This window comes from Pseudomonas retamae (genome assembly GCF_043496865.1).
In the GTDB taxonomy this organism is placed as follows: domain Bacteria; phylum Pseudomonadota; class Gammaproteobacteria; order Pseudomonadales; family Pseudomonadaceae; genus Aquipseudomonas; species Aquipseudomonas retamae.
In genome coordinates this window covers 94,588-116,685 of the sequence record NZ_JBIEIL010000005.1, presented here as the reverse complement: position 1 = coordinate 116,685, position 22,098 = coordinate 94,588, and the positions used below count along the sequence as shown (strand labels likewise).

Genomic DNA, 22,098 nt, shown 5'->3' with positions numbered 1-22,098 from the left:
GTGTTCATCAATGCAGTCCTCTCAAGCGGTGCGAAGGGTGCCGGCCAGGGGCAGCGGCAGGGCGTCGACGGCGGCGCGCTGGGCGCGGCGGTCGCTGTTCAAAGGGATGTCGTAGGTGATGCGCGCGCCATAGGCGCCGGGTGCGTGCGGGTCGAGGCGGACCTTGTCGAACACCAGCAGGCGGGTGCCGAGGTTGAAGCCTTCGGACAAATCGTGAGTGACCATGAACACCGTCAAACGCGTCTCGCGCCACAGCTCCAGCAGCAGCGCATGCATGTCTTTGCGGATGCCCGGATCGAGTGCGCCGAACGGTTCGTCGAGCAACAGCACGCGCGGTTTCATGATCAGTGCCTGCGCAATCGCCAGCCGTTGCTGCATACCGCCGGAGAGCTGCGCCGGGTACTTGTCCAGCGCATGACCGAGGCCGACCTTGCCCAGCAATGCCGCCGCCTGCTCGCGCGCGTCGCGCTTGGCGCTGCCGAACAACCGGCCGAGCAACGGCGCGTGCGGCAGTTCCAGACCGAGGGCGACGTTGTCGAGCACGCTCAGGTGCGGGAACACTGAGTAGCGCTGGAACACCACGCCACGGCTGGCGTCCGGCTCGCTGGCCAGCGGCTGACCGTCGAGCAGAATCTCACCGCGACTGGCACTTTCCTGGCCGAGCAGCAGGCGCAGGAACGTTGATTTGCCGCAACCGGACGCGCCGACCAAGGTGCAGAATTCACCCTCGTTGACGCTCAGGTTCAAACCCTCCAGCACGACCTGATCGGCGTATTGCTGCCAGACGTTTTTCACCGTGATGAAGCTCATTTGCCGGCCCCCTCATACCAAGGGAAGGCGCGTTGCGTCAGGCGTTTCAAGCCCCAGTCCATCAGCCAGGCGAGGAGGGTGATCCACACCACGTACGGCAGAATCACGTCCATCGCCAGATAACGGCGAACGAGGAAGATCCGATAGCCGAGGCCGTCAGTCGAAGCGATCGCTTCGGCGGCGATCAGGAACAGCCACGCCGAACCGAGCATCAGCCGCAGCGAGATCAGCAGGCGCGGCAGCAATTGCGGGAGCACCACGCGCAGCATCAGCGTCCAGGTCGAAGCACCGAGGGTTTGCGCCTTGATCAGCAGTTCGACGGGAATCTCTCGGGCGCGTTGTTCCAGATCGCGGGCAAGGGCCGGGGTGATGCCGATTACGATCAACATGACTTTCGACAATTCGCCCAGACCGAAAACAATGAACAGAATCGGCAGGATCGCCAGCGGCGGCACCATCGACAGCACCGTCAGCAGCGGCGACAACGGTGCGCCAAACAGCGGCAGTGTGCCGGCGGCGATGCCCAGGCACAGCCCGGCCAGTGCAGCGATGCCAAGGCCGATGGCCAGGCGCCGCAGACTCGACGCAGTGTCTTGCCACAACAGGTAATCACCGGTGCGGCTGTCGGCAGTGAAGGCCAGGCGTTTTACCGCATCGGTCATCTGCGCGGCGCTGGGCAGCAGTTTGTCGTTGGGGTTGTCCGCCAGCCGCTCGGCCGAGCCGGTGAAGTAGGCGAACAGCACCAGGGCGAACGGCAGGAGCACCAGCAGCAGGCGACTCGGGCGATCCGGGTGGCGATTGATCAGGCGCATGGCCAAATCCTCCGTGGCTTACAGCTTGGCGTCGGCGGCCATCTGCACGTAAGTCGGATCGAAACGCAGCTTGAGATTGCCGGTGTCGCCGCTGGTCACGCCGTTGGCGAAACTCATGCCGACCGCGCTGGGGTCTTTCGCGCCTTCGCCGAGCAAACCGTGCTCGAAGGAAAACTCGGCGACCTTGCGCATGGTGTCCGGCAATTGTTTGCTGGTGGCGAAGCTCAGCGCTTCGGCTGGCGTGGCGAACAATCTGGTGGTGTCCAGTTGCGCCTGGAATCCGGCGAGGTCGGTGCCCGAGGCCTTGGCCATGTGTTCCAGTGCGGCCTTGCTCGCAGCGTTCTTCGCGTTCATCAGCGCGACCACTTCGAACCATGCGCCGGTCAGCGCTTTGCCCAGCGCCGGGTTGTCTTTGAGGGTGGCGCTGTTGACCACCATCATGTCCATGATTTCGCCGGGAATCTGGCTGGAGTTGAACACCTCGGTTACGCCGGGTTTGGCCTTGATGTCCGACAGCATCGGGTTCCAGGTGGTCACGGCCTTGACTTCATCGGTGTTGAAAGCGGCAGAAATATCGGCGTCGGAGGTGTTGACCACTTTCAGGTCTTTTTCGGTCAGGTCGACCGAGTCCAGAGCGCGGGCCAGCAGATAGTGCGAAACCGACAGCTCGACCAGATTGACGTCCATGCCCTTGAGATCGGCGACTTTCTTGCCCTCGCCCTTGAGGACGACGCCGTCATTGCCATTGGAGAAATCGCTGACGATCAGCGCGGTGCTGTCGACGCCACCGGCAGCCGGAATGGTCAGCGCATCCATGTTGGTCATGGTGCAACCGTCGAACTGGCCGGCGGTGTACTGGTTGATCGACTCGACGTAATCGTTGAGCTGCACGACGTCGATCTTGATCCCGTATTTCTTCGCCCACTTGTCGACGATGCCCTGGCTGCCAGCGTATTCCCATGGCATCCAGCCGGCGTAGATCGTCCAGCACACGCTGAAATGGTCTTTTTGAGCGGCGAAGGATTGTGTGCTGAGCAGCGCGGCGAATGCGGCGGCGAGCAGGGCGGGCAAACGTAGTCGGGTCATGGTGAGTTCTCCAGTTGATCGAGGGCGGACAGGAAGGCAACGCGGCACCGCGAACGGTGGCTTGTCTCCCGGGCTTTTGTCCCGCCGTGTAACCTCAACTGGAGGTCGCCAACTCTCGGACCAGCCACTCGCGAATGCGAGCCGGAACCCTAGTCAGCCATTGCAAATTGTGGTGCCGCGAACCTGTGATGACTCCTGCACAAGGTTGCTAAAGCGAGAGGCGTGCCAAGTTGCTTCGAGGCCTCTGGCGCGGGGGCTCACGGAAGATGGCTGTTGGGTTAGCGCAATCGCTGCGCTTTGTGTTGGTGCGCGACTGCACCGTCGTGCAGCGTTTGCGGGCGGCGATATCAGTGCGGTGGATTTATCGATCAGGGCTATCAATCAGCGCATGAATGACGGCTTTGCGTTGATGAATAACCTTTCATCGATCACTTGTTTCAACTTGTTGCAAGAACGCACCAGATGCCGAAATCGCTGTCTGATTTTTCGTCAGTCACCGATAAACGACTGATGCCTGCCAGCGTCGCTGGCGTGGCCCACCCGCGGTCCAGGAGGCCGCCATGTATAGACGAATTCTTCTGCTTGCTGCGTTGATGTTTTCCGTTGCCGGTTGCGTCCCGTACTCCTACGCGGACTCGTATTATTCCGAGGTCTACACCTCACCCGCACCGGCCTACTACAACACAGGGGGCACGTATTACCGGGGCGGCAGCACGTACTATTCGGCGCCGCGTTACTATCAGCCCGCACCACGTTATTACCAGCAACCGCGTTACTACCAGGCGCCGCGCTACTACCAACCGGCCCCGCGTTATTACGAAAGCCGCCGCTGGCACGGCAATGATCGCGGACGCTGGGAAGGCCACCGTCGCGGCGGTTGGGACAATGACCACCGCGGTCGCGGCAACTACGATCGCCACAGCGGTCGCCGTGATTACAACGGCCGGGGCAATCGCTGGTAATCACCCGCAAATGAAAAAGCGGCGCATCAAGCGCCGCTTTTTTTTGCCTGCCAGAAAAGCGCTCCGGTAGCCATCTCCCAGGCCATTCACAGACGCTTCCTACATTTTCGTTTCAGGGCATTTGTTAGCGTTTGCAGGTGCCGAACGACGCGAGAAAATCTCAGCTCGATAGCGGCGAAAACGGACGTTACCGCGATGAAGCTGCTTGTTGTTCACCAGAATTTTCCGGGCCAGTTCCGCCATGTGGTGCTGGCTGCGATTGCCCGCGGTGACGAGGTTGTGGCGATAGGCCGGGACACTGCACCAGGTCTTGCCGGGGTGAAATTGTTCCGCTATCGAGCTGGCAGAAAAACACCCGCAAACGTTCACCCTTATCTGATCCGCTACGAGCAAGCGGTGCTCGATGGTCAGAAGGTTTTTGCAATTCTGGCCCGCCTGAAACAGGCGGGCTATCGACCCGATGTAATCCTTGCTCATCCCGGCTGGGGTGAAACGCTCTTCGTCAAAGACGTCTTTGCCGATACGCCGCTTGTCCACTATTGCGAGTACTACTATCGGGCCCACGGCGCCGACTCCGGGTTCGATCCCGAATTTGCACGTGATGAGAGGGAGTCCTCAAGGCTTCGAGTGCTCAACTCGATGCATCTGTTGAATCTTGAACAATGTGATCTGGCGATCGCGCCTACGCACTGGCAGCGCAGTCTCTTTCCTGAAGCTTATCGATCCAGAATCAGGGTCATCCACGAAGGTGTTGTTCAGAACAAGAGCGTCGTGCAAGTCGAGTCTGTTGTGTTGCCCTGTGGGGCCAAGCTCAAAGCCGGACAGCCGATCGTTACCTATGTCGCCAGAAACCTTGAACCGTATCGCGGCTTTCACAGTTTCATGCGAGCGATCCCGCGTATTCAGGCTGCGTGTCCCAGCGTCCGGATAGTCATCGTGGGAGGGGATGAAGTCAGCTACGGACGGATGCCGGCTGAATATGCCAATTGGCGTTGCAGAATGCTGGCCGAAGTGAAGTTCGATCATTCCAGAGTGCATTTCACCGGAAAACTTCCTTATCAAACATATAGAGCGATTCTGCAGCTTTCCACGGTTCACGTTTATTTGACCTACCCGTTTGTGTTGTCGTGGTCGTTATTGGAAGCGATGGCTTCCGGTTGCGTGGTAGTCGCTTCGGATACGGCTCCGGTAATGGAAGTGATTCAAGACGGGGTTAATGGACTGCTGGTTGATTTCTTTGACTGTCAGGCGATTGCTGAAAGCGTCAGCAAGGTATTGAACTCGTGCGGTGTACATAAAGCTATGCAAGCCGCGGCAAAGCGGACCGCGAGCAAATTCGATGTAGTGGCCGGCACGAAGCAATATTTTGAGCTGTTTGAAAGCGCGACGTCGGGGCTTAACGGTAAACGAACTGCTGTTCGGTTTGGGGCGGGGATTTGAAATGCTCGTGATCTCGCGTAAGCAAGCGGTCAAGTGGCTTAAAAGGTTATTGAAGTTTGGCTTGTTCGTATATGTCTGTTATTGCATTGCGGAATTTCATATTCGCAGAGAACAGTCCGCTGAGGCGGCGGCAATCTATCAAGGGGACCAGAAGGCCTGTCAACAGAAGCTGGCGAGCATGAAACAGGTGCCGATATTGGGCGGCGCTTATGTGGATAAGACGCTGGTCCCGGAGTTTTACGTTGGCATGCCGGAATTGGTGAATAAGAAAGCTTGTTTGGCGATTGCTCTGAAGGGTTTTTTCTGGTGGACCGGGACGGGTATCCATCGGTACCAGAGTCAGGGCTTGGAATCGATCCCTGCAAGTTGGCGTCTCTATAAGTTGAACGCCGGGCTTTATACAAGAAAAGCAACCAACGAGCCCCATGAGCGAGGTTATCGCCACATCAACTGGCCGGATGAGTTAATTGTGAAGTTGAATAATTATCCGGGGCTGGAGATTTGGCTAAATGCTCCAGCACCTCATTTCAAGAATGAGGGTTCTGTCAGAACATTTGTTATTACTGGCTGGCCGCGGCGTGATGGTACACCTCGGTTGATAGACTGTGACGGCTTGATTCGCCCGGCTTCCGAGGAAAAACTAACTGACGAGAAATTGGCAAAGTTCAGCAGAGCCGAATTGGAGAATCTGGATTTTGGAAAGCTGAATTTTTACTGCACTGTCAAACTGGATAGCTTTGACTTTGCTGGGGGGCACGGTAGCGTAGATCTCAGCCTGTCGTCATTACGCGAAGCACCTGAGATGCTCAAGTATCTCAGTGATTATCTTTCACACTCTGTTATTACAAGGAAGTAACGATGAGTTATGTTTTTAACGATATGGAAAAAACAAATATTTTTAACACGGCCAATATTTGCAAAGGTATGAGGCTGCGCTCAGAAAAAATAGAGTACGAGGCGCTGAAGCTTGCAGGAGCTGACTGTGCGCCCCTTTATCGCAAGCTGCTCGATATCATTGAGGGAAAGGTTTCTGAAGTTGCTGCTGCCGACGATGAGGCTGGAAAAGTTCTGAAAAGCGCCAAACTCTGGCTGGCCGTAGCTATTGATGCCAACGGTGGAAACGGTGCTTACTCCGCCCTGATTCGCGGTTACACCTCGCGGCAAGGCGAACTGAGATTGAATAAAATCTTCGATCAAGACCTCATGCAATTGTCGTCCAATCAGGTCGCCGTTAATTTCATCAACACCCTGATCAATGGCTCCCTCGCTGGTCGACTCGCACCTTGGACTGTCCCGTCCATCAGCCAGATTGCAGAGATCGATGCCAGTGCAATTGGCAAGGCGCTTTTCAGTGAAGATTGCGGCGAGAACGACACTGCCGTTAGCCGCAATGCCGGTTGGTCCGGAACGGTCGGTTTCAGCTTGTTAGGTGGAAAGCCTCCCTATGAAACCTGGCGATTGATTTCCGCCGGTGATTCGAACGGGGAAGATGACGGACCACCCCTTCAGGCAAAACCCAACCGGCTCGACGATTATAAAAACATTCTCTTCTCCATCGACGCCTACAGCGTCGGCCTGCGAGCGGCGATCAATAATTTCGGCGTCAATCCACTGCAAAGTCTGCTCTCGGTCGTACCCGAGCAAATCAATATCGCGCTCGCCAGTGGCAGTGTGAGTCCGCTGATTCAGCATGTAGTGAAAGGCACACCTGTTGCCGCCGTAGTTGACCTGATATTGCGCTATGGCCAGAACGAATTTCTCGACATGTTCAAGCGCACTTACGATGGCGATTCTTCTGCCCCACCCACCACCGATGCAACCTTCGCCGCCAACGCTTATGCGTTTTTCTCGGCGTTTTCCCCGGAGCAGTCGCAAAGCATCGTCACCCGGACAATAGGCGAGTTCGGCAATGCCAATGCATGGGCAAAACTGGCAGGCGAGACAACGCCGCTCGGCTTGGCGTTGCGCAATTCCTTGCAGCAACTCAGTGAAATCGTCATAGAGCGAGCCGACGGTTATCCCGACCGCAAACTCGAACTTTACGATCCGCACACTGGCGAAGGTTTTATCACCGCGCAGTGGCTGGCGGATCGTGCGCAGATGCTGGCCCGGTTGATCGCCCGAACCCAGGGCACGTTCGCAGAACATTCGCTGCAAAGCTTTTCCTACTCCGATCTCGCATCCGGCAAACAGGCGCCGATGACCACCGGTGTATTGAACCCGCTGGCCATGTTCGGTGATGACGGCGGGCGCTCTTTCGCCGGCGGATCAAACAGCGATCACCTGTATGGCGGCTCGGGTAATGACACGATCAATGGTGCAGCGGGTCATGACGTTATCGAAGGTGGACGCGGTAATGATTCATTGACCGGAGGCGACGGCAATGACGCGCTATACGCAATGGCCGGTGATGATGTTCTGGTGGGTGGAAAGGGTAACGACTCATTGTTCGGAGGCGAGGGCAATGATCGCTACGCGTTTTCCAGCGGCGATGGCATCGACGAGATTGTCGATGCCAACGTAAATGGGCAGCTATGGATCAACGGTTCGCCCATTCCTTCACTCAAGCGCCGCGCGCCATTGAGCAATATCTGGTCTACCGAGGACCAGGCCATCACCATGACGCTTGTTGAACACACGCTGAATATCAAATATGGCCTGAACGATCTGGTTGTTATCAGGAACTTCCAGCCTGGAATACTTGGCATCCGTCTTCCCGAATACCGGGGGCAGTCAGTCACCATCGCGGACCTGACGCTTCAGGGGGACTGGAAAGCTAAAGATGCCGAACTCGATGTCCCCGGCGATCAGCTTTCCTTCGATAACTTAGGCAACGTCGTGTTGCTTGCCGATGTGAAACACCGAAACAAGTCAGACGTACTTTATGGTTCCGCTAAAAACGACGTCATTCTCGGCATGGGTGGTTCTGACCGTTTGTTCGGCAAGGCTGGCGATGATCGACTGTTTGGTGACAAGCAGACGACGTTAGAGAAAGCCTTGGCCACCGGCGATTCAAAGGGCAAAGCGGGCCGCGGCGATTGGCTTGATGGCGGTGTGGGCGATGACCTGCTGATCGGCGGTGCCACCCGAGACGTATTGTTGGGCGGAAACAATCAAGACACGCTGATTGGGGGAGCAGGTGACGACGTTTTATCCGGAGACGAGACGACCGGTTTCGTAAATGAGGGATGGGGATTCAAACAAATCAAGAATCTTGTGGGCGATGTTTCCCAACACCGCACCGTGTTTTCCAAGGCCTCTTTGACTAGTCCGCCACAAGGTGACAGTGACGTTCTTTACGGTCAGGGCGGTCGGGATGCTCTTAATGGAGGCTGGGGCGCAGATCTGCTCGACGGTGGAACGGAAGATGATTTGCTTGCCGGAGATGGCGGGGATGACACGCTAGTCGGAGGAAGCGGTAACGATATTTTATTGGGAGACAACCTCGCCTGGTCAGGTGGACTTCCAATCGAACACCACGGCAACGATGTGCTGGAGGGCGGCACTGGTGATGATCAACTCGCAGGCAACGGTGGCAGCGATGTGTTGTATGGCGGGCCTGGAAATGACGACCTGAAAGGGGATGACTGGGCTCCGTCCGATAGCGCCGTTGACGCTGCTCATGGCTATGGGCGCGATCTATTGGAAGGTGGTGCAGGAAACGACACGCTCTGGGGCGGCGGCGCCGATGATCGATTATTCGGCGGAGCAGGTAACGACGACCTGACTGCAGACTATCTTACCGATCCGATTGAGTACCACGGTGATGACTTCCTTGATGGCGGCGAGGGGGACGACACCCTGCGCGGCATGGGGGGCTCCGATACATTGATCGGTGGCGCAGGACGCGATGCGTTGGATGGCGATGCCGCGAATTTGCAACCAGGGAGAGCCAACGATGACTACCTCCAGGGCGATGACGGAAATGATACGTTGCTGGGTGGTTTCGGCGACGACACGCTGTATGGCGGCGCCGACGATGACCTTCTGGTCGGCGACTATGGCCAAACGGATGAAACCAGTCACGGCGCCGATTATCTCGACGGCGGCTCAGGCAACGACACCTTGCTCGGAGGCGGTGGCAACGACACGTTATTGGGCGGAGACGGAAGGGACCACCTTCGCGGCGATTCAGGCGATAACGTATTTGATGGCGGGGCAGGCGATGACCTGCTGGTAGGGCTGGAAGGTGCGGACCTCTATTATTTCGGCGCTGGCGATGGCCTGGATGTCGTCACTGATTCTGGTGGCAGAAACATCGTCAGATTCGGCGCAGGCTTTTCAGCGCAAGGCCTGAAAGCCGACATCCTTGAAGTGACGACCGGCACGGTAATGCGGCTGACCAACGGTACCGGCGACGCGCTGCTCATCAAGCACCACGAGAAGTGGAAGGATTCGACTTTCAGCTTCAATGACGGCGTTGTCCTGGGCTATGAAGAAGTGTTGCGCAAAACACTGCCACCGATGCCGGTGCCTGAGTCATCCGCATCTGAAGTTGTCACCGCCATGCAAACCAATGACGTTGTCGATGAAGGCCACGTTGAGGTTGCCGTTCAGCCAGACGATGAAACCCTTGCGGCGCAACGCCCTGTTGCAACCGATCCACACGTTGACTGGAGCGAAAAATTCCTCGCGCAGATCGAGTCGCAGCGCTCTACCCGCAGACACGCCACCGGTTTTGCCTTGAATGAACACGGTGTCTGGGTTCGTAGCCATATCACCACCAGCGACACCGGGTACATCACCCACACCGAGCTGATTGATGACCGCATCGAAACGGGAACATTGTCTGAAACGCCGCCATGGATGGGGATACATGGCGGGCAAGCAGTGTTCAGTGAAAGGCAGTCTAACGTCACAACCGAGACGCAACAGAAACAGGTAAAAGCCGAGGGCGCGACACCACGCGCAAGCCAGGCGCCGGGCTATTATCGATCCGGTTCAGCCGGTGGCTTTTCGTTCAACGCCGGAGATGTTCTGGTCGAAGACAGAAATGACTCCGGTGCCCTTCAAGGCTGGTACGTCTATCCCGCTGAAAGCTTCAGAACGGGCGAAACGCAGCGCAAGGAGTTTCGCCGCAACCTGGAGACGGCAACCATCAAACGCAAAATCGTCCAGGGCGACGATGCCGGCGGGCGGATTAATGTCGAAGTCGAAAATGTTTTCCATGGTGGTGGGGGAAACGATCTAATCGTCGCTTGTGCAGGTTCTCCGCTCGACTACGGCACTGTCGGTCACAGAACACCGGGCGCGTATTTATCCGCCGGAGCCGGTGACGATACGTTGCTGGGTTGCGAAGGCGCGGACTATCTGGTCAGTGGATCAGGCGATGACTGGCTTTACGGTGAAGACGGCGCCGACACCTACATCATTCAGGCGCATGCCGGCGCGACCACCACGATTGCGGATGTGCTGAACCCTGTTTTCCATCGGCCGGAAGTCGGCGTGGCTGGGTGGAAAGACCAGTACGGATTGGCCGATCAGGATACAGTCGTTCTACCAGCAGAAGCGAAGCGCGATGCGCTGCAATTGCGCTGGGGGGCGGCGCTGATTGAAACTACCCGTGTCGAGCTGGAACCCGACCCGGCGCGCGCGGCTTACCGCCAACCACCTCGGGCGAAAATGCTCTACCCGACGCTCGATATCCAATGGGGTGGAACGCAGAAAGTCCGCATCGTCCTGTCTGAGGCTGGTGATCTGGAAGGAACAGGAATTGAATGCGTCCAGTTTGCTGACGGGACGAGCGTTGGTTTGCAGCAGCTTCTGGAGTCCAGTCAGTTGGGCCCAGCACCCGACACTTTTCAGACTGGCGTAATCGTCAACAATCCCACCCGGTTCACCTCCTTGCGAGACGGACGAGCACTTCCACTAGTGGGCGGTCGTGGCAATGACACGATAATCGGCGCGGGCGAAATCCGAGGCATGCAAGGGGACGACGTGCTTACAGGTAGCCAGGGTGACGATCTTCTATTAGGTGGGCCAGGCAATGACACGCTGTCCGGCGGCGCTGGCAATGATATTTACCAATACGATGGCCTCGGCCGAGATGTGATCATCAACAGCGGCGGCGGCCTGGATGGAATCGATTTTTCCCAAGGCAGGCTGACGATCGACAATTTGAAGTTTCACCGTGAGCACGACGATCTGGTGATTGTCGTGGATTACGGCATGGCGCCCAAGATTCGGGTTTTCGGGCACTTTACCGGAGTCGGAAGCTCGATCGGATTCATCAGGGTCAGCGAAGGAACAGCGATTCAAGACTACACCGCGACGCAAATCGTGGAACGACTACATCCTCTCCCGCCCTTGAGGGATGTCGAAGACATTTTGAAAAAGGGCGACGATGAGGCCCAACAGGCGATCACGGAAATCATCGAGTTCTATGAACTGAATGTCTGAGTAACAAGGCGCACGATGAGCCAGCCCGCGATGCAGACCCAGTTGCCATCGCGGGCCACGAGCCATCTCAATACTGAGTCAGATCCGCCAACGGATGCCGCCCTTCCCAGGCTTTATGAAAGTGCGCCTCCACCACCGCCTCCGGCACGTTATTGATATCCGGCCAGTGCCAGTGCGGCTTCTGATCCTTGTCGATCAACCGCGCACGCACCCCTTCGCTGAATTCCGGATGCCGGCAGCAGTTGAGGCTCAGGGTGTATTCCATCTGAAAGACTTCAGCCAGCGACATGTGCCGTGCGCGGATGATCTGTTGCCAGACCAGATGCGCAGTCAGCGGCGAGCCTTCGCTCATGGTCTTCGCTGCGCGGGTAAGCAACGGGTCATTGCTGTCGCGTTGCAGGCTGATGGCGGTCCAGGCACAGGTGACATCGCTGACATCGAGCAATTCGTCGATCTGCTGGCGACGCGGTAGCCACTGCGCTTCGGGCATCTGCGCCAGTGCTTCCTGTTGCAGGGCCTTGAGCAGGCTGTTGAGTTGCATGCCGGTCTGTTCCTGCCAATTGAGCTGCAACAGGCCTTTGATCAATTCCGGTTGTTGCTCGTCGAGCAGAAAACGGTCGGCCAGACCCAGATCCAGCGCATCACGGCCATTGATGTGCGCGCCGGTCAAACCGAGGAACAGGCCGAGCTTGCCCGGTAGCCGCGCGAGAAACCAACTGGCGCCGACATCCGGATACAGCCCGATGGTGATTTCCGGCATCGCCAGACGGCTGCTCGGCGTGACGATCCGCGTGCTCGCACCTTGCAACAACCCCATGCCGCCGCCAAGCACGTAACCGTGGCCCCAGCAGATCAACGGTTTGGGGTAAGTGTGCAGTTGGTAGTCCAGACGATATTCAGCACTGAAAAACTGCGCCGCCAGCGGTGGGACTTCGCCGGGATGGGCGCGGCAGGCTTCGACCAGGCTGCGCACTTCACCGCCGGCACAAAACGCCTTGGCGCCGTTGCCACGCAGGAGCACGCAGACGATTTGCGGGTCATTGGCCCAGGCGCTGAGCTTGTCGCCGAGGGCGTTGATCATCGGCAGGGACAGTGCGTTCAGCGACTTTTCGGCATCCAGGCTGGCAATGCCGATACGCGCGCCGTCGGTGCCGGTGAGTTCTTCGAAGTGCAGATTCATCGTGACCTCGATCGGGAATTTGAACGATCAGTATGATCGTTGTGGGGGAAAGTGCCGGATCTGCGTCAGATCAATTGACAAGCGTGGTCGGCTTTCCTAGGGTTCGCCCCATTGTTTTTGCCGGGTATGACCATGACTGCTGACGACCGTATCAAACTCGAACCGAGCTGGAAGGAGGCACTGCGTGCTGAGTTCGACCAGCCGTACATGGCAGAGTTGCGCCAGTTTCTGCAGCAGGAGCGCGCGGCCGGCAAGGAGATTTATCCGCCGGGGCCGATGATCTTCAACGCACTGAATTCGACGCCGCTGGATAACGTCAAAGTGGTGATTCTCGGCCAGGACCCATACCACGGCCCCGGTCAGGCCCACGGCTTGTGCTTCTCGGTGCAGCCGGGCGTGCCGGCGCCGCCATCGCTGGTCAACATCTATAAAGAGTTGAAGCGCGACCTGAACATCGACATTCCCAATCACGGTTATTTGCAGAGCTGGGCCGATCAGGGCGTGTTGATGCTCAACACCACCATGACCGTCGAGCGCGCCAACGCCAATGCGCACAAGGACAAGGGCTGGCAGTTTTTCACCGACCGCATCATCGAAGTGGTCAGCGAGCGGCAGCCCCATCTGGTGTTCATGCTCTGGGGCGCGCATGCGCAGAGCAAGCAAAAGCTGATCGATGCCACCAAGCATCTGGTACTGACTTCGGTGCATCCTTCGCCGTTGTCGGCTTATCGCGGGTTTCTCGGATGCGGGCACTTTGGCCGGGCGAACAAGTTTCTCGAGCAGAATGGCGAGACGCCGATCGAGTGGCGCCTGCCGCCTCTCGCATAAGATCGTTCCCACGCTCCGCGTGGGAATGCCTCAATGGACGCTCCGCGTCCGCTTTTGGGACGCAGAGCGTCCCGGGCTGCATTCCCACGCAGAGCGTGGGAACGATCAGTTAACGATCAATTGACGATCAGTCAGTCAGGACTCGGGCTGACGATTCCAGTACTTGAACAACGGCTCCGCCAGAAACAGCACGAACAACAGCCGCATCACCTGCATCGCCGTCACCAGCGGGACCGACAATTGCAGGGTTTCTGCGGTCAGGCTCATCTCGGCAATCCCGCCGGGCATCATGCCCAGGGTCAGCGAGCGTAGATCCAGATGGGTCAAGGCGCTCAAACCCAGGGCTGCCAATGAAGCGATCAACATGGTCAGCGCCGTGCCGATCAACGTGCGCCCCATGAATGACGGCGCACGGCGGAAGAACTCCCGGTTGAAATGACAACCCAGGCCACTGCCGATCAGCCACTGGCCGATCTGACTGCCGCCATTGGGCAAACCGATGTGCAGGTCCCAGCCGATGCTCACCGCCGCACTCACCAGCAACGGCCCGAACAACCACGGATTGGGTTGGCGCAGACGTTGCCAGAGCCAGGCGAGCAGGGCGCCCGCCGGAAACAGAATCGCCAGCCAGCGCCAGTCGACGCTGCCCGCATGAGAAATCGGCGTGCCGTCGCCGAGCAGATACTTGAACGCGGCCGGCACACACAACACCACCACCAGCACCCGCAGACTTTGCCCCGCCGCGACGTGGCTGAGCAAAGCGCCGTTGCGCGCGCCGAGGTTGACCATCTCGCCCGAGCCGCCGGGCATGCTGGAAAAGAATGCCGTGGCGCGGTCCTCGCCGGTGCGCCGCATCAACCACACGCCGACCACCGCCGACAGGCTGGTGACCAGCGCACCGAAGAAAATCAGACCGAAATGACTGAGCACCTGCTCCATCACCAGCGGGGTGAAGTGCAGGCCGATGCCGATGCCGACGATCCACTGGCCGCACTTGCGTCCACCAGGGATTTCCGTGAGCTGCCAAGGGGTCAGGCAGCGCACGAGGATGATCGCCAGTAACGAGCCGACCATCCACGGCAACGGCCAGCCGATCTGGCTGGCGAGGAAACCGCCAAGCAGACCGACCAGCGGTGTTCCCCACCAGGATTTGAGGGCCGAGCGATCAAACATCGGCGAGGGCGCGACGCGCAGCCGAACGTTTACGCCAGATGCGCAGGATCGGCATCAGCAGCATGATCGCCGTGAGGATCCAGCAGCCGAGGGTGATCGGGCTCGACCAGAGGATTTCCAGTGCACCGTTGGAAATCGACAGGGCACGACGCAGGTTCTGCTCCATCAACTCGCCCAGGATGAAACCGAGCAACAGCGGCGACAGCGGGAAATCCAGCTTGCGCAGGATGTAACCGAAGATGCCGATCCCGATCATCAGGAACAGGTCGAAGGTGGTGGCGTGCACCGCATAGACGCCGATCCCGGTGATGATCGCGATGACAGGCACCAGAGCCCAGTTCGGCACGGCGAGGATGCGGGTGAAGACGCGGATCATCGGAATGTTGAGGATCACCAGCATGATGTTGGCGATGAACAACGACGCGATCAGGCCCCAGACGATGTCCGGTTGCTGTTGGAACAGCAGCGGGCCCGGAGTGATGTTGTACAGCGACAACGCGCCGATCATCACCGCAGTGGTGCCGGAACCCGGAACGCCGAGGGTCAGCATCGGCACCAGTGCACCGCATGCTGCGCCGCCAATGGCGGTTTCCGGCGCGGCGAGGCCACGGGCGTCGCCTTCACCGAATTTGCCGCTGGTGCCGGCGATGCGCTTCTCGGTCATGTAGGCCACGGCACTGGCGAGGGTCGCGCCCGCACCCGGCAATACGCCCATGATGAAGCCGAGCACGCCGCAGCGCAGGTTGACCGTGAATACCGACGCCGCTTCCTTGAAGTTGAACATCATGCGCCCGGTAGCTTTTACCGCTTCCTGGCCGTGGTGGGTTTTTTCCAGCAGCAGGAGGATTTCGCTGATCGAGAACAGACCCAATACCAACACGACGAACTGGATACCGTCGGTCATGTGAATGTTGTCGCCGGTAAAACGGTACACGCCACTGTTCGCGTCGATGCCGACAGTGGAAAGGAACAGGCCGATCAGTGCCGCGATAAAAGTTTTCAGCGGTCGATCCCCGGCCATGCCGCCGAGACAGACAATCGCGAACACCATCAACACGAAATATTCCGCCGGGCCGAAGGCAATCGCCCATTTCGCCAGCAGCGGCGCGAACAGCACCATGCCGCAGGTGGCGATGAACGCGCCGATGAACGAGCTCCAGGCCGACAGCGACAATGCGACACCAGCCAGGCCTTTGCGCGCCATCGGATAGCCGTCCAGGGTGGTCATCACGGTAGAGGCTTCGCCGGGAATGTTCAGCAGGATCGAGCTGATCCGGCCGCCGTATTCGCAACCCAGATACACCGCCGCGAGCAGAATCAGCGCCGATTCCGGCGGCAGGCCGAGGGCGAATGCGATCGGAATCAGCAACGCCACGCCGTTGATCGGGCCCAGGCCCGGCAACAGGCCAACGACGGTGCCGATCAGCGTGCCGCACAACGCGGTCACCAGGTTATACGGGCTCAGCGCGACGCCAAAACCCTGACCCAAATAGCCAAGAGTATCCATTTCAGTTCTCCAGAACGCTGAGCAGGCCAAGGGGCAGCGGAACGTCCATCAAACGGTCGAACAGCAGATAAAGACCGATCGCCATCAGGCTGATGATCACCACGCTCGGCAGCCAGCGGCCGCCATAGAGACGGGCCATCGGTACGCCGGTGAGGATGCTGGCGATGATGAAACCAAGCGGCTCGAAGGTGCCGGCGAACACCAGCAACAGCACCACGCAAAGGCCGATCTTGGTCAGGCTTTCACGGTCCAGCGGCGGCTCATCCGGGTTGTGCTTGATCGGCGCCGGACGGAACACCATGTACAGCAGCGCCAGCCCCATCAGGCCGAGCATCAGCAGCGGAAAGGCGCGCGGGCCGACCGGCTCGTAGGAAAAAGCCGCTTGGTACGGCCACGCCATCAGTGCCAGGCCGGCGCAAGCCAGCAGCAACACTGCGGCGAAAATACGTTGAATAAGCATGGGAGCTCCTGTGCGACGTCCCCGCGAAGGAGACGCCGCCACTAGACAGAGACGATCACTGGATCAGGCCGAACTCTTTGGCCAGCACTTTGTAGTCCGCGACCTGCTTCTTCACGTAGGTGTCCAGCTCCGGGCCAGTCATGGCGAACGGGAACAGTTCACGCTGATCGCGCAGCTTGGCGAACTCCGGCGAAGCCAGCAGTTTGTCGAATGCGTCTTTCCACCAGGCGTAGTCTTCGTCGCTGACTTTTGGCCCGAGGTAGAAACCGCGCACCACCGGCCAGACGATGTCGTAGCCTTGCTCGCGAGCAGTCGGGATGTCCTTCATTTCCGGCTCGTCCAGACGCTTGTCAGCGAACACCGCGAGCAGACGCATGTCGCCGCTCTGGATGTGCGGCATGGAGTCGGAGATGTCGGTACTGCCGACCTGGATGTGGCCACCGAGCAGCGCGGTGGCGATTTCGCCGCCGCCTTCGAGGGCGACATAGCGCAGGTCACGCGGGTTGATCCCGGCGGCCTTGGCGATCAATGCGGTTTGCATCCAGTCCTGGCTGCCGACAGTGCCGCCGGAGCCGATGACCACCGAGCCCGGATCTTTCTTCAAGGCCTGAACGAGATCGTCGAGGGTCTTGTAAGGCGAATCGCTTTTCACGGCGATGGCGCCGTAGCTGGTGCCGACTGCCGCCAGCCAGCGCACGTTGGTTTCATCGAAACGGCCGAATTTGCCCTGCGCCAGGTTCAACAGCGAACCGCTCGACCAGGCAACCAGCGTGCCGGCATCGGCCGGACGTTGAGCCACGACCGCGTTGTACGCCACCGCGCCGACACCGCCGGGCATGTAGGTCACGCGCATCGGTTTGGTCAGCAGTTTCTGATTCACCAGCGCGCTTTGCGCCAGTTTGCAGGTCAGGTCGAAACCGCCGCCCGGCGAGGCCGGAGCGATGCATTCCGGGCGTTTTGGCTCGGCCATGAGTTGGCCGGCAATCAGCATCGCGCCAGCGGCTAAAGCAACTTTACGCAGGGATACGTTCATTCGAGTCTCCAGAGGAGTTGTTGTTATGGATGGACTAATGAGCAAGGGACACGCTAGAGCTTAGCGGCAGACGCAGTTTTCTCGCGGCGTGAGCGCAGACAGGGCAAAGACGCAGGCCTGCGGTGAAAAACCGGCAGGAGAATGCTGAAAGCGGGAGAGGCGGGCAGGCATTACAGCCTTGGTGCGCATGGACGGCATGCTAGGGGTACTCCGTTATTGTTCTTATGGGTCGAAAACGCTTCGTGGCGTTTTTCAGGCGCTGTGTGGCTTCAGCGACGACAGTCGCAACTGTCCGTGAGGCCGACTGTAATCCGCTAACCTTTCGCTAACCTTTCAGCTAGCTTTCACGGTTTTCGGGCTTCACAGCAGCGGTTGCGGCTGTAAACTCCGCGGCAAAGCGTGGCGCCGGCCATCCCTGAACGAGGTAAAAATCCATGCGTGTTCTGCTCGTCGAAGACCATCTGCAACTGGCTGAAAGCGTCGCCCAGGCGCTCAAGAGCACCGGTCTGACCGTGGATGTGTTGCACGATGGCGTGGCCGCCGACCTGGCGCTTGGCAGCGAGGAATATGCCGTGGCAATCCTGGATGTCGGCCTGCCGCGCATGGACGGTTTCGAGGTGTTGGCGCGGTTGCGCGCCCGAGGGAAAAACGTGCCGGTGCTGATGCTGACCGCGCGCAGCGATGTGAAGGACCGCGTGCATGGCCTTAACCTGGGCGCCGACGATTACCTCGCCAAGCCATTCGAACTGACCGAACTCGAGGCGCGGGTCAAAGCCCTGTTGCGCCGCAGTGTGCTCGGCGGCGAGCGTCAGCAGCGCTGTGGCGTGCTGGCCTACGACCTCGACACCCGACGCTTCACCCTCGGCGAAGAACTGCTGACCCTGACTTCTCGCGAGCAAGCCGTTCTCGAAGCGCTGATTGCCCGTCCTGGCCGCGTCATGAGCAAGGAACAGCTGGCGGCGCAGGTGTTCGGCCTCGACGAAGAAGCCAGCCCCGACGCCATCGAAATCTACGTGCACCGCTTGCGCAAGAAACTCGACGGCCAGCCGGTAGCGATCGTGACCTTCCGCGGCCTCGGCTATCTGCTGGAAAGCCGCGATGCATAAGCCCAGCAGCCTGCGCTGGAGGTTGTTGTGGAACCTCGCAGTGTTGCTGGTGGTGTTGATGCTTGCCAGTGGCTTGAGCGCTTACTGGAATGGCCGCGAAGCCGCCGATACCGCCTATGACCGCACCCTGCTGGCCTCGGCGCGGACCATTGCCGCCGGCCTCTCGCAACGTGATGGCAGCCTCAGCGCCGATGTCCCTTACGTCGCCCTGGACACCTTCGCCTACGACAGCGCCGGACGCATTTATTATCAGGTCAACGACATTCATCAGAAGCTGATTTCCGGCTACGAAAATCTGCCCGGCCCGCCGCCCGGCACGCCACGCACCGACAGCTACCCAGCACTGGCGCGCTTCTACAACGCCACTTACAACGGCCAGAACGTGCGCGTAGTGAGTCTGCTCAAGGCCGTGTCCGAGCCGAACATGAACGGCATGGCGGAAATCCGCGTGGCCGAAACCGACGAGGCGCGGGTCAGCATGGCACGCAGTCTGGCCGCCGATACCTTGCTGCGTCTGGGCATGCTGGCGATCGGTGCATTGCTGATGGTCTGGTTCGCAGTCAGTGCAGCGTTGCGTCCGCTGGAGCGCCTGCGCACGGCAGTCGAAGAACGTCAGCCTGACGATCTGCGGCCATTGCCGCTGGTTGAAGTTCAGGATGAGCTGGGGCCTTTGGTGCGCGGCCTCAACCACTTTACCGAGCGCCTGCGTGCGCAATTCGAGCGACAGGCGCAGTTCATCGCCGATGCCGCCCATGAATTGCGCACGCCATTGGCGGCGCTGAAGGCGCGGCTCGAATTGGGACTGCGCTCGACTGAGCCACAGGTCTGGCGCGATACCTTGGAGTCCTCCGCACAGGGCACCGATCGCCTGACTCATCTGGCCAATCAGCTGCTATCGCTGGCCCGCGTCGAAAATGGTGCCCGGGCGATTGCCGAAGGTGGCGCGCAGTTGCTCGATCTGAGTCAGCTGGCCCGCGAACTGGGCATGGCCATGGCTCCGCTGGCGCACAAGCGTGGCGTGGCACTGGCGCTTGAAGCGGATGAGCCGGTGTGGCTGCGCGGCGAGCCGACGCTGCTCAACGAATTGCTGAGCAATCTGGTCGACAACGCGTTGGCACATACACCGCCCGGCGGCAACGTGATCTTGCGGGTCACTGCGCCGGCGATACTTGAGGTGGAGGATGACGGGCCGGGCATTCCGCTGGAGGACCGTGATCGGGTGTTCGAGCGCTTCTACCGGCGCAATCAGCAGGTAGCCGGTTCCGGGCTGGGGCTGGCGATTGTGGGCGAGATCTGCCGTGCGCACCTGGCTCAGATCAGCCTGCATGATGGCGAGCAGGCGGGGTTGAAGGTGCGGGTGAGCTTTATCGCCGGGTGACAGGGGCGCCTTTACCGGCCCCATCGCCAGCAGGCTGGCTCCCAAAATGGGGAGAAAGTGCAGATCAATGCAAATCCTGTGGGAGCCAGCCTGCTGGCGATGGCAGCACCACGGTTGCGGATCAGTAAAACATCGTCCGCGACTCTTCCAGATCCGCGCACAACGCTTTGTTCTCAGGATCAATCCCAAGCTTCCTGAACGCCGGAACTGTCATTGGATCGATCCGCGCGAAAGGATGCTCGGTGTCCTTGTGGCAATACAGGCTCGCCACCTGCACCACATCCACATAATCGATTTCAGCCGAATCGCGTTTGAAATCCTGATAAAGCCCCGGCAGTGCCACCAACCGCTCGGGAAACTCCCAGACCCGCAACAGCTTGTCGCCGAGCAGCGGATGGATGCGGTCGATCACATGATTGAGGCTGACCGGGTCCGAGAGCAGCTCGTAGTGATCTTCGGCGTAGGTCAGAATCGGCAGCACGCCGATCTGGTGCACCAGCCCGCCCAGCGCGGCCTGATCAGGCTTGAGGGTGGTGTAACGGCGGCAAAGGGCGTAGCTGACCCCGGCGATTTCCAGACTCTTGCGCCAGACTTCGCGCATTTTCTGTTCGACCACTTCGGAGCGGGCATGAAAGATCTGCTCCATCACCAGGCCGATCGCCAGGTTGCTGCTGTAGTTGATCCCCAGGCGGGTGATCGCGGTGTGCAGGTCGGTCACTTCCTGGGCGGCGCGCAGCAGGGGGCTGTTGACCACTTTGATCAGGCGCGCCGACAGCGCCGTATCGCGGCCGATCATCTTGCTCAGGTCGCTGACGCTGATTTCCGGGTCTTCCGCGGCCTTGCGAATCTGCAGGGCCACTTCCGGTAGCGTGGGCAGAACCAGGTCATCGTTATCGATGGCCGCAACCAAATCCGTTTGGACTTTTTCTGCCAGTTCGCTCATTTAAACTCTCTAGGGTGTTGCGACAAATGCTGCGATCAACGCTGGATCTCGCGGTCGCGATCCAGTTCGTAAGGCAGGTCGAGCACATGCAGCGTCGGGCCTTCGAGAGTACCCAGATGCAGATCACCGGCTTCGGCAGCTTCGGCCTGCAATACCGCCAGGAGTTCAATGTTCTGGTCCGCATCGACGGCAGCCAGCACCACCTCGCCGATCGAGCTGTTGTGGCTGGGGGCGAACAATGGCGTGCCGGGCTCCGGCAGTTGCGTGCCGCCCAGGCTCAGGCGATACAGGCGGCGCTTGAGTTTGCCCAGATACTGCATGCGCGCGACGATTTCCTGGCCGGTGTAGCAGCCTTTCTTGAAACTCACGCCGCCGACGGCTTGCAGATTGAGCATCTGCGGAATGAACAGCTCGCGGGTGGTCGGCATGACCTGGCCAATACCGGCGCGGATCTGCCCCAGCAACCATTGATTCAGCTCGGCTTCGGGCAACATTGCGGCCAGTCTGGCTTTGATCGCATCGGCCTGATCGGCAGGCACCCAAAGTTCGGCACGCTGTGGCGAAACGCGAGTCGCGATCAGCGCTTCATGGCGCACGACGCTGTCGGTTTCAGCCGGCAAGTCCAGACCGAGGCCGCTCAGGGCGGCATCGCCGTGATCAATGCCGAAGCGCGCCCAGTCGGCGCTTTCATCGGTCAGCTTCGATTTGGAGAACACCGCGTACTTTTTCAGGTCCGCCAGTTGCGGCTCCAGCAGTTCGCTGGCCATCGCCATCAGCACGCCGTCACCTTCGAGCAGAATGCGGAAGCTCGACTGCATCCGGCCTTTCTGCGTGCACCGGGCGCCGAGGCTGGCGCGGCTTTCGCTCAGGTAATTGATGTTGCAGGTCAACTGGCCTTGCAGGAATTTTCCGGCATCCGCGCCGCGAACCGCGAGAACGCCTTCATGAGACAGGGTGCAGAAAAAAGCAGAATCGGCCATG

17 protein-coding genes and 1 riboswitch are annotated in these 22,098 nt (G+C 59.5%); of the genes, 7 read left to right on the top strand and 10 right to left on the bottom strand.

Features of this window, described 5'->3' with window-relative positions:
• Nucleotides 1–21: 21 nt before the first annotated feature.
• Genes ACGSLL_RS12235 through ACGSLL_RS12225 form a run of 3 tightly spaced genes read right to left on the bottom strand, consistent with a single transcriptional unit; the run spans nt 22 to nt 2,708 of the window.
• Complete coding sequence (locus ACGSLL_RS12235) at nt 22–810, bottom strand: ABC transporter ATP-binding protein (RefSeq protein ID WP_394506118.1); 789 nt, start codon at nt 808–810, stop codon at nt 22–24.
• Entirely contained in the window at nt 807–1,622 is an 816-nt protein-coding gene (locus ACGSLL_RS12230) for an ABC transporter permease (protein ID WP_394506116.1), read from the bottom strand. Before ACGSLL_RS12230 ends, ACGSLL_RS12235 begins: the two co-directional genes overlap by 4 nt.
• Nucleotides 1,623–1,640: 18 nt before the next feature.
• Nucleotides 1,641–2,708 carry a putative urea ABC transporter substrate-binding protein gene (locus ACGSLL_RS12225; protein ID WP_258450180.1) on the bottom strand — a complete coding sequence of 356 codons (1,068 nt, stop codon included), beginning with the start codon at nt 2,706–2,708 and terminating at the stop codon, nt 1,641–1,643.
• A gap of 63 nt (nt 2,709–2,771) precedes the next feature.
• Nucleotides 2,772–2,872: riboswitch (guanidine-I (ykkC/yxkD leader) on the bottom strand.
• Nucleotides 2,873–3,268: 396 nt separating this feature from the next.
• Between ACGSLL_RS12225 and ACGSLL_RS12220 the strand changes: the two genes are divergently transcribed.
• The 4 genes from ACGSLL_RS12220 (at nt 3,269) to ACGSLL_RS12205 (ending at nt 11,509) form a co-directional block, all read left to right on the top strand.
• Nucleotides 3,269–3,670, top strand: coding sequence for a hypothetical protein (locus ACGSLL_RS12220; protein ID WP_093103835.1), 402 nt, complete (start codon nt 3,269–3,271; stop codon nt 3,668–3,670).
• Nucleotides 3,671–3,865: 195 nt separating this feature from the next.
• On the top strand, nt 3,866–5,110 hold the full coding sequence (locus tag ACGSLL_RS12215) for a glycosyltransferase family 4 protein (RefSeq protein WP_394506113.1): 1,245 nt from the start codon (nt 3,866–3,868) through the stop codon (nt 5,108–5,110).
• A 1-nt stretch (nt 5,111) separates the two neighbouring features.
• A complete protein-coding gene (locus ACGSLL_RS12210) occupies nt 5,112–5,966 on the top strand; it encodes a hypothetical protein (protein ID WP_394506111.1) in 855 nt (284 codons plus the stop codon).
• A 2-nt stretch (nt 5,967–5,968) separates the two neighbouring features.
• A complete protein-coding gene (locus tag ACGSLL_RS12205; RefSeq protein WP_394506109.1) occupies nt 5,969–11,509 on the top strand; it encodes a calcium-binding protein in 5,541 nt (1,846 codons plus the stop codon).
• A 67-nt stretch (nt 11,510–11,576) separates the two neighbouring features.
• On the opposite strand, the gene ACGSLL_RS12200 is transcribed toward ACGSLL_RS12205, so the two are convergent.
• A complete protein-coding gene (locus tag ACGSLL_RS12200) occupies nt 11,577–12,689 on the bottom strand; it encodes an enoyl-CoA hydratase/isomerase family protein (RefSeq protein WP_394506107.1) in 1,113 nt (370 codons plus the stop codon).
• Nucleotides 12,690–12,821: 132 nt separating this feature from the next.
• Between ACGSLL_RS12200 and ung the strand changes: the two genes are divergently transcribed.
• On the top strand, nt 12,822–13,517 hold the full coding sequence (gene ung, locus ACGSLL_RS12195) for a uracil-DNA glycosylase (protein WP_394506105.1): 696 nt from the start codon (nt 12,822–12,824) through the stop codon (nt 13,515–13,517).
• 135 nt (nt 13,518–13,652) lie between these two features.
• Here the strand turns inward: ung and ACGSLL_RS12190 are convergent, their stop codons facing one another.
• Genes ACGSLL_RS12190 through ACGSLL_RS12175 form a run of 4 tightly spaced genes read right to left on the bottom strand, consistent with a single transcriptional unit; the run spans nt 13,653 to nt 17,690 of the window.
• Nucleotides 13,653–14,690 carry an AbrB family transcriptional regulator gene (locus tag ACGSLL_RS12190; RefSeq protein WP_394506103.1) on the bottom strand — a complete coding sequence of 346 codons (1,038 nt, stop codon included), beginning with the start codon at nt 14,688–14,690 and terminating at the stop codon, nt 13,653–13,655.
• Nucleotides 14,683–16,197 (bottom strand): tripartite tricarboxylate transporter permease, encoded by a 1,515-nt coding sequence (locus tag ACGSLL_RS12185; protein WP_258450175.1) that lies wholly within the window; start codon nt 16,195–16,197, stop codon nt 14,683–14,685. Before ACGSLL_RS12185 ends, ACGSLL_RS12190 begins: the two co-directional genes overlap by 8 nt.
• A 1-nt stretch (nt 16,198) precedes the next feature.
• Nucleotides 16,199–16,657 (bottom strand): tripartite tricarboxylate transporter TctB family protein, encoded by a 459-nt coding sequence (locus ACGSLL_RS12180; protein ID WP_258450174.1) that lies wholly within the window; start codon nt 16,655–16,657, stop codon nt 16,199–16,201.
• A gap of 55 nt (nt 16,658–16,712) precedes the next feature.
• Entirely contained in the window at nt 16,713–17,690 is a 978-nt protein-coding gene (locus tag ACGSLL_RS12175) for a Bug family tripartite tricarboxylate transporter substrate binding protein (protein WP_394506100.1), read from the bottom strand.
• 434 nt (nt 17,691–18,124) lie between these two features.
• Here ACGSLL_RS12175 and ACGSLL_RS12170 point away from each other — a divergent pair, with 434 nt between their 5' ends.
• Nucleotides 18,125–18,796, top strand: a complete 672-nt coding sequence (locus ACGSLL_RS12170; RefSeq protein WP_090282195.1) for a response regulator — start codon at nt 18,125–18,127, stop codon at nt 18,794–18,796.
• A complete protein-coding gene (locus tag ACGSLL_RS12165) occupies nt 18,789–20,174 on the top strand; it encodes a sensor histidine kinase (protein WP_394506097.1) in 1,386 nt (461 codons plus the stop codon). Before ACGSLL_RS12170 ends, ACGSLL_RS12165 begins: the two co-directional genes overlap by 8 nt.
• A gap of 121 nt (nt 20,175–20,295) precedes the next feature.
• Here ACGSLL_RS12165 and ACGSLL_RS12160 read toward each other — a convergent pair whose 3' ends face one another.
• Entirely contained in the window at nt 20,296–21,117 is an 822-nt protein-coding gene (locus tag ACGSLL_RS12160; RefSeq protein WP_394506095.1) for an HDOD domain-containing protein, read from the bottom strand.
• A gap of 35 nt (nt 21,118–21,152) precedes the next feature.
• Nucleotides 21,153–22,097 carry a CAF17-like 4Fe-4S cluster assembly/insertion protein YgfZ gene (ygfZ, locus tag ACGSLL_RS12155; RefSeq protein ID WP_394506093.1) on the bottom strand — a complete coding sequence of 315 codons (945 nt, stop codon included), beginning with the start codon at nt 22,095–22,097 and terminating at the stop codon, nt 21,153–21,155.
• Nucleotide 22,098: the final 1 nt, after the last annotated feature.